The organism is Halorubrum sp. AJ67 (assembly GCF_000513435.1).
The window spans coordinates 1-3,242 of the sequence record NZ_CBVY010000023.1; the positions used below are offsets into that span (position 1 = coordinate 1).

Below are 3,242 nucleotides of genomic sequence, written 5' to 3' on the forward strand. Positions count from 1 at the left end.
CCCCTGCCAGAACTGCGTGAGGTGGACGTTGCCGACGGGGTCGACGTCGGCGACGCGCTCGCCGGTCGGGTCGCCGCCGTTGCGTTCGAGGTACCGGTAGATCAGCGCCGCGCGCTCGCTCCCCATCTCGCGGTCGGCGTACTCGACGAGGTGGCCCGCGTCGGCGTAGTTGCCGACGAGCAGCGTCTCTATCTCCTCGCCCGCCTCGTGGTACTCGCGGGTGAGGTCACAGAGGTCCCTGACCGCCTTCCGGGTCGCCTCGGGCGAGAGGTCCACGTCCGAGATGTCGGCCCCGCGACCGCCGTAATCGAGGTGATAGAAGCAGAACCGGTCGACGCCGACGTCGGTGAGCAGGTCGACGACGCCCGGGAGGTCGTCGACGTTGTGTTCGGTGATCGTGTACCGCAGCCCCGTCTTGAGCCCGACGTCGAGGCAGGCCTCGATTCCGCGGACCGCGGCGTCGAACGCGCCCTCCTCGCCGCGGATCCGGTCGTTGCGCTCGGGGAGTCCGTCGACCGAGACGCCGGCGTACTTGAGACCCGCCCGTTTCAGCTCCCGGGCGCGCTCGCGGGTGAGGAGGGTTCCGTTCGTCGACAGCACCGGGCGGACCCCGCTGTCGTCGGCGTACGCGACGAGTTCGGCGAGGTCCTCGCGGACGAGGGGTTCGCCGCCGGAGAAGAGGAGGACGGGGACGCCGAACTCGGCGAGGTCGTCGATAAGGGCCTTCCCCTCCGCGGTCGACAGCTCGTTCGGCGCGCCCTCTGCGTCGGCACCGGCGTAGCAGTGCTCGCAGTAGAGGTTACACCGCTTCGTGGTGTTCCAGACGACGACCGGGCGCTGCTGTTTATCCTCCGTGATCTGCGGTTTCTTTCGAGCCGTCGGCCCGCGTCGTAGCGGAGCCCGTCGCTCTCGGCGTCGAGCCGCAGAGCAGCTTGCTGACGGAGATCATCGCGACCCCCCCGCCGTCGTCGGTGTCGGCCGCGTCGGCCGCGGGCGCGCCGCCACGGGAGACGGTCGGCGTCCCCTCCGTCTCCTCGTAGACGCGCGGCTCGTCCCCGTCGTCGGACGATTCGGCGTCAGAGTCGCCGTCCGCCGACCCGTCGGAGCCGTCGTCCGCCGGCCCGTCGGATTCCTCGTCCGCGAGCGACTCCGCGGAGTATCGGGACACCTCCGTGGCCGGACACACCCACACGTCGCCGGGCGTACCACGCGAAGAGCTTGCTCGCCTCCTCGTGAGCCACGTCGGCCGTCGGCGCGGCGACCGTGCCGACGTGGCGGAGCGGGTCCGACTCCTCCTCGCGGACGAACACCTCGAACCGGCGACCGTCGGCCGACCGCGGCCCGCCGGCGTCCTCGCTTCGGCTCGTCTTTTCGACCATACCCCCCGTACGGACGGTTCCCCGAACGGGGTTTCGCGCGTTCTCACGGCCGCGAAATTCGCCCGAACAGGTTCGGGCAGGACGAGCGCAGGGCTACTCGGAGACGTGATCGAGAGGAGTGCGAGGACCGCGACGGCGGCGATCCCGCGTGAGAACGGTCCGCTACCGGAGTAGGGGAGAGCCGATCAGATGACGCGGTTCTGCAGGTAGTCGAGGTGTTTCGCGTTGTAGACGATCTTGACCTCGTCGGTGGCCGGACTCCCGATACAGGTGAGCCGGACGTTCTTCTCTTCGACTTCCTCGTCGGAGAGGATCTGCTGCATGTCCATGTCGATGTCGCCTTTCTTGACGATGGACGCGCAGTTCGCACACGCACCGGCGCGGCACGAGAAGGGCCAGTCGTAGCCCTGCGCCTCGGCGGATTCGAGGATGTACTCGCCCTGGTTGACTTCGAGGGTACCGTAATCCTCGTCGTCGAGGTCGGCGTCGGCCGCCTCCTCGAAGAGGTCGTCGTCGTCCATCGACCAGCCGTGGTCGTCGAGCACTTCGTAGTTGAGGTATTCTACTGTGGGCATCACCTGCCGGTTTGAAGCCCACGTCATTAGGCTTTGCTGTTCCCCGCCTGTCGCCCTCGGAGAGAGGGGCGCGTGACCGAACACGTTCGGACCGGCAGCGGCGGTTCCGGCCGTTCTTGGGGGGCTGACGGACCGCACCCTGCCCTCATCGGCGTGCGTCCGACGGCGTGACAGCTCGTTATCACGACTGATACGGTGTGAGTAACAATAAATAGCGTACGGCACTCAGATGGTATCGATGGAGGAGTCCGTCGTCGCCGACTTCGTCGGCCGCGTTCACGCGGCGAGCCTACAGACCGACGAGCCGGCGACCGGGCGCGTGCTGTTGAGCCAGCGACGACTGGTCCTCGCGACGGACGACGGCAAGGAGACGGTCCCGCTCTCGCAGGTGTTCGACGTCGTCGTCGGCAGCGTCCCCGGCGACCTGCGCTCGTTTTTCAACGACAGCGTCACCGTCGCGTACGAGCGCGACGGGACGCGGCGGTCGGCGCTCGTGGAGGGCGAGTCCGAGGACATGGACCGGTTCGTCAGGCTGCTGTTCACGGTGCTGTTGCGAAACGTGACCGTCACGGTGCGACACCCGGCGAAGGTCGGCGGCCGCGTCACGGACGCGACCGACCACCGCGCCTCGGTGACGGTGTCGCCGGGCGAGATACGGTTCGACGACTGCCCCGAGCCGTTCACCGTCGACCTCTCTTCGGTGATCGACTACGAGCGCACGGATCGCACCCTCGGCGGGACGAAGCGCCCGGCGCTTGTTTTCCGCCACGTCGACGACGACCGGACGGTCACGTCGATCACGACCGTGCCGAACGAGCGGGCGCTCAACATCCTCGGCCGGTACATCAAGATCGAGTACGACGAGGCGATGGAGGACCTCGACTCGTTCGACCCGACCGAAGAGCAGCTGGAGATCCTCGTCTCCATCTACTCGGCCGGCGGCGAGGCGAACATCTCGGACGTCGTCACCGGCGACGTCACCCAGACGTCGATGATCCTCGACACGCTGCGCGAGGCCGACCTCGTCGCCGACGGCGAGAGCGGCGCGGCGCTCACCCGCAAGGGACAGATGATCGTGAGTTCCTACCTCGAATCGGTCAACGCATAGCGGTAGGCCGACGCGTGGCGGCGGGAGAGTGCCCCCGCCGTGAGCGACCCGCGCGTTCGAGACTCCGTCCGCGGTCGACCGCGCGGGGAAGCTTCATGCTTGTGTAACCGTAGGTATCTCTCATGTCAGACGGTGACCACCGCGGCGGCGAGACGCCGCTCGACGCCGTGGTCCGCGAAC

General features: G+C 68.1%; 2 protein-coding genes and 2 pseudogenes. 1 reads left to right on the top strand and 3 read right to left on the bottom strand.

Annotated elements, in window-relative coordinates; all coding sequences use genetic code 11:
- From BN903_RS13940 to fer, 3 genes and pseudogenes are all read right to left on the bottom strand, one after another.
- Nucleotides 1-949 (bottom strand): annotated as a pseudogene (locus BN903_RS13940) (TIGR04347 family pseudo-SAM/SPASM protein); the annotation flags it as partial.
- Nucleotides 950-964: 15 nt separating this feature from the next.
- Nucleotides 965-1,379 (bottom strand): annotated as a pseudogene (locus BN903_RS13945) (Htur_1727 family rSAM-partnered candidate RiPP); the annotation flags it as partial.
- Between the two features lie 185 nt (nt 1,380-1,564).
- Nucleotides 1,565-1,954: a ferredoxin Fer gene (gene fer / locus BN903_RS13950; protein ID WP_048078308.1), complete on the bottom strand. Its 390-nt coding sequence runs from the start codon at nt 1,952-1,954 to the stop codon at nt 1,565-1,567.
- A 238-nt stretch (nt 1,955-2,192) separates the two neighbouring features.
- Between fer and BN903_RS13955 the strand changes: the two genes are divergently transcribed.
- A complete protein-coding gene (locus tag BN903_RS13955) occupies nt 2,193-3,062 on the top strand; it encodes a CheF family chemotaxis protein (protein ID WP_048078309.1) in 870 nt (289 codons plus the stop codon).
- Nucleotides 3,063-3,242 lie beyond the last annotated feature (180 nt).

What these genes read in the sequence shown, in the direction of transcription:
- BN903_RS13955 (WP_048078309.1), top strand. Translation starts at nt 2,193, where the DNA reads ATGGAGGAGTCCGTCGTCGCCGACTTCGTCGGCCGCGTTCACGCGGCG.
- fer (WP_048078308.1), bottom strand. Translation starts at nt 1,954, where the DNA reads ATGCCCACAGTAGAATACCTCAACTACGAAGTGCTCGACGACCACGGC.